The organism is Tardiphaga sp., from assembly GCF_044340795.1.
GTDB lineage: Bacteria > Pseudomonadota > Alphaproteobacteria > Rhizobiales > Xanthobacteraceae > Tardiphaga.
Map to the genome: position 1 here is coordinate 1 of NZ_JBIISY010000296.1, position 6650 is coordinate 6650.

The 6650-nt window shown below is 61.2% G+C and carries 8 protein-coding genes; all 8 read right to left on the reverse strand.

What is annotated here, in order from left to right; genetic code table 11:
• Positions 1-355 (reverse strand): aldo/keto reductase (locus tag ACIQ17_RS29300; RefSeq protein ID WP_398472945.1); only part of this gene is annotated, 355 nt, incomplete at its 3' end.
• Between the two features lie 65 nt (positions 356-420).
• The gene (locus ACIQ17_RS29305) at positions 421-762 is read right to left on the reverse strand and encodes a zinc ribbon domain-containing protein (protein WP_398472946.1); all 342 of its coding nucleotides are present in this window, start codon (positions 760-762) and stop codon (positions 421-423) included.
• Between the two features lie 74 nt (positions 763-836).
• Positions 837-2066, reverse strand: coding sequence for a formamidase (fmdA, locus tag ACIQ17_RS29310; protein ID WP_398472947.1), 1230 nt, complete (start codon positions 2064-2066; stop codon positions 837-839).
• Positions 2067-2110: 44 nt separating this feature from the next.
• On the reverse strand, positions 2111-2800 hold the full coding sequence (gene urtE, locus ACIQ17_RS29315) for an urea ABC transporter ATP-binding subunit UrtE (protein ID WP_398472948.1): 690 nt from the start codon (positions 2798-2800) through the stop codon (positions 2111-2113).
• Positions 2801-2810: 10 nt separating this feature from the next.
• The gene (gene urtD, locus ACIQ17_RS29320) at positions 2811-3566 is read right to left on the reverse strand and encodes an urea ABC transporter ATP-binding protein UrtD (protein ID WP_398472949.1); all 756 of its coding nucleotides are present in this window, start codon (positions 3564-3566) and stop codon (positions 2811-2813) included.
• Positions 3567-3577: 11 nt separating this feature from the next.
• Entirely contained in the window at positions 3578-4726 is a 1149-nt protein-coding gene (urtC, locus tag ACIQ17_RS29325; protein WP_398472950.1) for an urea ABC transporter permease subunit UrtC, read from the reverse strand.
• A 29-nt stretch (positions 4727-4755) separates the two neighbouring features.
• A complete protein-coding gene (urtB, locus tag ACIQ17_RS29330; protein WP_398472951.1) occupies positions 4756-5682 on the reverse strand; it encodes an urea ABC transporter permease subunit UrtB in 927 nt (308 codons plus the stop codon).
• Between the two features lie 103 nt (positions 5683-5785).
• A partial coding sequence (locus ACIQ17_RS29335) for a transporter substrate-binding protein (protein WP_398472952.1) occupies positions 5786-6650 on the reverse strand: 865 nt, incomplete at its 5' end.

A 6650-nucleotide genomic window follows, 5' to 3' on the forward strand; every position in this document is an offset into this window, starting at 1 on the left:
CCGTTTCCGCCAGCGGAACCTGCCCGCGCCAATGCAGCAGGTAGCAATCGAGGCGCTCGGTTTTCAGCCGCTTCAGTGAACGCTCGCAGGCGGCAACCGCGCCTTTGCGCGATGCGTTGCCCGGCAGCACCTTGGACACAAGAAACACCTGATCGCGGCGGTCGGCGATGGCGTCGGCGACCACGAGTTCGGCATCGTCATACATTTCGGCGGTGTCGATATGGCTCATGCCCGCATCGAGTCCCGCCTGCAGCGCCTTGACCGCTGCCGCGCGATCACCGCGGTCGATATACCATGTGCCCTGCCCGATCACGGACACGTCGTGCCCGGTGGCCCCGAATGGATTGTGTCGCATGATTGCGCCTCCGCCTGCCCCGCCAGATGCACGGGGGTGGACGATAGCGCATTCCAACGACAGTGTCAGTGGCTGATCATCCAGGGACGCGCAGTCGGGAAGCTCTTGGAGCCAGTCGCCGTCTTCTTCATCAGCCGTGCGGGCTTCTTGCCGGAGCAGCAGCCGCAGCCGGGCGCGTGCTTCGCCTTGTATTCCGCCACCGTTTGCGGCGCATGCTTGCTGCGCTCGTTGGTGGCGTGCGCCTTGCGCTTGTCCGACGGCATGCAGAAGAAGGCCGGTGCGGTCAGCATGACGCGGGGCGCGGAAGTCGCGCAGTGCGGGCAGTCCTGCGGATCATCGCATTCGGCCATGGGCCGCATATCGGTGAAAGGACCGCAGGCATCGCAGAGATATTCATAAACCGGCATGGCCGTCCTCATCGCAAAGGGGAAAAGGCAGCCGCGGAGCCAAATGGCATGGCCCCGCGGCCGAGTTGGCCGTGTTACTTGTCCGGCGACAGCGGCATCTGGATCGAACCGTCGATATGTTTGATCGGTCCGGCCCCGCTCGGCATGATGTCGAAGTCGAAGATTTCGGTCGGCAACCACAATGTGGCGCAGGCATTGGGGACGTCGACGACGCCGGAGATGTGGCCCTGGCACGGTGCGGTGCCGAGGATCGAGTAAGCCTGCGCGCCCGAATAGCCGAACTTCTTCAGATACTCGATCGCGTTCAGACAGGCCTGGCGATAGGCGATGTGAACGTCGAGATAATGCTGCTTGCCGGCCTCATCCACCGAGATGCCTTCGAAGATCAGAAAGTCCTTGTAGTTCGGCGTCATCGGTGACGGCTTGAAGACCGGATTCTTGATACCGTATTTGGCGACGCCATCCTTGATGACATCGACCTTGATATGCAGCCAGCCGGCCATCTCGATGGCGCCGCAGAAGGTGATCTCGCCGTCGCCCTGCGAGAAGTGCAGGTCGCCCATGGAGAGGCCGCCGCCGGGCACATAGACCGGGAAATACACCTTCGAGCCGCGCGACAGGTCCTTGATGTCGCAATTGCCGCCATGCTCGCGGGGGGGCACAGTGCGCGCGCCTTCTGCCGCGGCCTTGTCGCGGGCATCGCCCTTGAGGCGGCCCATATGCGCGGTCGGACCGAAGGGCGGGTTGGCGAGGCCGGGCACGCGGGTTGGATTGGTGTCGATCAGCGCCTGCTCGCGCTCGTTCCAGGTGGCGAGCAGTTTCGGATCGGGCAAACAGCCGATCAGGCCGGGATGGATCAGGCCGGCAAAGTTCACGCCCGGGATATGACGCGACGATGTGTACATGCCCTTGAAGTCCCAGATCGACTTCTGTGCCTGCGGGAAATGATCCGTGAGAAAGCCGCCGCCGTTCTGCTTGGAGAAGAAGCCGTTAAAACCCCATTGCGAGTCCTTCATCGGACCGACATCGAGCAGATCGACGACCAGAAGATCGCCGGGCTCCGCGCCCTTGACGCCGATCGGGCCGGACAGGAAATGCACGATGGACAGGTCGATGTCGCGCACGTCGTCGGCACTGTCATTGTTCTTGATGAAGCCGCCGGTCCAGTCATAGGTTTCGACGATGAAATCATCGCCCGGATTGACCCACGCCACCATGGGAATGTCCGAATGCCAGCGATTGTGGATCATGTCATTGTCGTAGGCCGACTGCGTAAGATCGACCTTGATCAGTGTATCGGGCATTCAATGCTCCCCTTGGGTTAGAGACTTGCAGTTTCTGAGATGAACTAGACGGACAGATATTTTGCGATCTGCGCGGCATCGATGCCTGTGCGTGCTTCGTCGCGTACGATCTCGCCATTCTCGATCACCAGCACGCGGTCGGCGACATCGAGCGCGAAGCTCAGCACCTGTTCGGAGACGATGATCGACAGCCCCTTGTCGTCGCGGATCTTCTTCAGCGTCCGCGCCATGTCCTTGATGATGGAGGGCTGGATGCCTTCGGTGGGCTCGTCCAGCAGCAACACCTTCGGCTTGGTCGCCAATGCACGCGCGATGGCGAGCTGTTGCTGCTGGCCGCCGGACAGATTGCCCCCGCGGCGGCCTTTCATCTCCAGCAGCACCGGAAAGAGCTCGTAGAGATCACCGGGCACGTCCTTGCCGCCGTGCGCCACAAGGCCCGTCTCGATATTTTCCTTCACCGTCATGTGCGAGAAGATCATGCGCCCCTGCGGCACATAAGCGAGGCCGCGCGCGACACGCTCATAGCTCTTCAGCGCGCCGAGCTCCTTGCCGTCCATCGTCACCGAGCCCGATTTCGTCGGCACGATCCCCATCAGCGATTTCATCAGCGTGGTCTTGCCCATGCCGTTGCGGCCCATGATGGCCACGATCTCATTGGGCTGGACCTGGACATTGAGGCCGTGCAGGACTTCGGCATGGCCGTAGGCGACATGGAGATCGTTGATGGCAAGCATGATGATCTCCTCAATGACCCAGATAGACTTCAATGACTTTCGGATCGTTCTGCACCTTCTCCATCGTCCCTTCGGACAGGATCTGGCCCTGATGCAGCACGGTCACCTTGTGGGCGATGTCCTCGACGAATTTCATGTCGTGTTCGATCACCAGCACCGACCGGTTCTTGATGATCGTGTTGAGCAATTCCGCCGTCTTGACGCGTTCGCTCACGCTCATCCCGGCCACAGGCTCGTCGAGCATCAGAAGGTCCGGGTCCTGGATCAGCAGCATGCCGATCTCGAGCCACTGTTTCTGGCCATGCGAGAGCACGTCGGCATACATATTCAGGCGGTCCTTGAGGAAGATCATTTCGGCGACTTCCTCGACGCGCTCCTTCACCGCGGCATCGCGCTGGAACATCAGCGAACCGAACACGCTGCGCCCGCGCGGATAGGAGATTTCGAGATTCTCGAACACCGTGAGATCCTCATAGACCGACGGCGTCTGGAATTTGCGGCCGACGCCGGCCTGCACGATCTGGTTCTCCTTCAGCTTGGTCAGCTCCTTGCCGCGAAACTGCACCGAGCCCGACGTCGCCTGCGTCTTGCCACAGATCAGGTCCAGCACCGTGGTCTTGCCGGCGCCATTCGGGCCGATGATCACGCGGATTTCGTTCTCCTCCACATAGAAGGAGAGATCGTTGACCGCCTTGAAGCCATCGAAGGAAACCGTGAGTCCTTCGACTGCGAGCAAAAATTCTTTCGGCTGATGTCCTATGAGCATGACCTGTCCCCTTACTCAGCCGGCGCGCCGTCGGCGGCGGATTTGATCGCCCAGTCCTTCCTCGCCTTGGGCGAGCGCATCGCGAGCAGGCGGTCGACGTGACGCTGCACGTGATCTTTCCAGATCCCGGACAATCCGTTCGGGAAGAACAGCACCACGGCGATGAACAGGCCGCCGAGGCCGAACAGCCACATCTGCGGGAAGGATTCCGAGAGGCTGGTCTTGGCGAAATTCACCAGCAGCGCTCCGTAGACGGCACCGAAGATCGATGACCGGCCGCCGACCGCCGTGTAGATCACCATCTCGATGGACGGCACGATGCCGACAAAGGACGGCGACATGAAACCGATCTGCAGCGTGAACATGGCGCCGCCGATCGCCGCGAACATCGCCGCCGCGCAGAACGCGAAGATCTTGAAATTGGCGACGCTGTAGCCGGAGAACCGCACACGATCCTCCTGCTCGCGCATGGCCACCAGGATGCGGCCAAGCTTGGTCAGCCGGATGAATTGCGCGGCGATGATGCAGGCGAACAGAACGATCACCTCGAAGAAGTAGAGGATGACCTTGGCGCTGTCGGTGCGGATATCCCAGCCGAGCAGCGTGCGAAGATCCGTCATGCCATTGATGCCGCCGGTGTAACCCTGCTGGCCGATGATCAGGATGGTCGCAATCGCCGCGATCGCCTGGGTGATGATGGCGAAATAGACACCCCCGACGCGGCGTTTGAACATCGCGGCGCCGATGATGAAGGCGAGCAGCGTCGGTACGACGAGAATGGCAATGATGGTCAGCGTGAGCGAATGAAACGGCTTCCAGAACATCGGCAGCGCCGTGATCTGGTTCCAGTCCATGAAATCCGGAATGCCCGGGGTGGACTGGATCTTGGTGTTCTCGACGCTCGACGCCTCGAGCTTCAGGAACATCGCCATGCAGTAGCCGCCGAGGCCGAAGAACACGCCCTGGCCGAGGCTGAGAATGCCGCCATAGCCCCAGCACATCACCAGGCCGACGGCGACGAAGGCATAGGTCAGATACTTGGCAACCAGATTGAGCCGGAACACATCGAGACAGAGCGGCAGGATCACCACCAGCAGCAGCGCGAGCGAGAGGAAGCCGATGAGCTCCGAGCGATTGAAGAAGCGCGAATTGATGATCATGTGACTGTGCCCTGCTCTGCCGATGGCGCTTACTTGCGGACCTTGAGGGCGAACAGCCCCTGCGGCCGGATCATCAGGATCGCGACGATGGTGAGCAGCGTCAGCACCTTGGCCATCGAGCCGGACATGAAGAATTCCATGGTCGACTGCGCCTGCGAGATGGTGAAGGCTGAGGCGATGGTGCCGAACAGGCTCGCGGCGCCGCCGAACACCACGACGAGAAACGTATCGACGATGTAGAGCTGGCCCGAGGTCGGCCCGGTCGAACCGATCATGGTGAAAGCCGAGCCCGCGATCCCGGCAATGCCGCAGCCGAGGCCGAACGTGTAGCGGTCGACCTTCTCGGTATTGATGCCGACGGCGCCGGCCATCACGCGGTTCTGCACCACGGCGCGAACCTGCTGGCCCCAGCGCGACTTGAACATGATCCAGGCCACGACCACCGTGATGGCCACTGTGAGGCACATCACGAAAATGCCGTTGATGGGCACTTCGATCGTGTCGGTGACCTGCTTGGAGCCCATCATCCATGACGGCAGCTCGACGCCGACCTCGCGCGCACCAAACACCGAGCGATAGGCCTGCTGCAGGATCAGGCTGAGGCCCCAGGTCGCGAGCAGCGTATCCAGCGGGCGCTTGTAGAGAAAACGTATCAGTCCCCATTCCACCAGCATGCCCAGCGCCCCGGAGGCGATGAAAGCGAGGATCATGGCGACGAAGAAATAGCCGGAGAACAGCGACGGCATGTAGGTCTGGAAGAAACCCGACGTCATCCAGGTGACGTAGGCGCCGAGGATCATGAACTCGCCATGGGCCATGTTGATGACGCCCATCTGGCCGAAGATGATCGCAAGACCGAGAGCCATCAGAACGTAGACCGAGAACAGGATCAGCCCGGCAAAGCCCTGCATCGCGAAGATGGCGCCGAGATCGCCAAGAGAGTAGTCGCCTAACATGATCCATCCTCCGTCAGGGAAAGGTCCCGCGCCGCGCATGAACGCGCGACGCGGGGTCTTGATGCGCAGATAGGTCGTCCGCGCCAGGGAGAGGTGTCCGGGCTTACTGGTAGCCCTTCGGGAACGGATCCGGCTCGATCAGGTCTGCCGTCTCGAACACAACCTTAAACTGGCCATCGGTCTGCGCCTGGCCGACGCGGGCCTTCGACCACAGGTGATGGTTCGGGTGGATCTTGACGTAGCCTTCCGGCGCCTTGGCGAATTCGATGCCGTCGGAGGCTGCCGCGATCTTGTCGATGTCGAAGGAGCCGGCCTTCTCCACCGTCATCTTCCACAGCCAGGGGCCGAGATAGGCAGCCTGGGTGACGTCGCCGATCACGGTCTTCTCGCCCCACATCTTCTTGAAGGCGGCCACGAATTCCTTGTTGTTCGGATTATCGAGCGACTGGAAATACTTCATGCAGGCATAGGCGCCCGCGATGTTCTCGCCGCCGATGCCGTCGATCTCGTCCTCGGTAACCGAGATGGTCAGCATGGTCTGCTTCGACAGATCGATGCCGGCCGCCTTGAGCTGCTTGTAGAAGGCGACGTTGGAGCCGCCGACCACCGCCGCATAGATCACATCCGGCTTGGTGAGTTTGATCTTGTTGATCACCGAGTTGAACTGGGTGTGGCCGAGCGGGAAGTATTCTTCGCCCGAGACCTTGCCGCCGAGCTTGCCCTCGATATGTTTGCGGGCGATTTTCATCGAGGTGCGCGGCCAGATATAGTCGGAGCCGATCAGGTAGAAGCTCTTGCCCTTCTTCTCCTTGGCGACCCAGTCGAGGCCGGCGAGGATCTGCTGCGTGGCTTCCTGGCCTGTATAGATGACGTTCTTCGACTGCTCGAGGCCTTCGTAGAAGGTCGGGTAGTAGAGCATGCCGTTATACTGCTCCATCACGGGCAGCACGGCCTTGCGCGAGGCCGAG

What these genes read in the sequence shown, in the direction of transcription:
- urtD (WP_398472949.1), bottom strand. Translation starts at nt 3,566, where the DNA reads ATGCTCATAGGACATCAGCCGAAAGAATTTTTGCTCGCAGTCGAAGGA.
- urtB (WP_398472951.1), bottom strand. Translation starts at nt 5,682, where the DNA reads ATGTTAGGCGACTACTCTCTTGGCGATCTCGGCGCCATCTTCGCGATG.
- urtE (WP_398472948.1), bottom strand. Translation starts at nt 2,800, where the DNA reads ATGCTTGCCATCAACGATCTCCATGTCGCCTACGGCCATGCCGAAGTC.
- urtC (WP_398472950.1), bottom strand. Translation starts at nt 4,726, where the DNA reads ATGATCATCAATTCGCGCTTCTTCAATCGCTCGGAGCTCATCGGCTTC.
- fmdA (WP_398472947.1), bottom strand. Translation starts at nt 2,066, where the DNA reads ATGCCCGATACACTGATCAAGGTCGATCTTACGCAGTCGGCCTACGAC.
- ACIQ17_RS29305 (WP_398472946.1), bottom strand. Translation starts at nt 762, where the DNA reads ATGCCGGTTTATGAATATCTCTGCGATGCCTGCGGTCCTTTCACCGAT.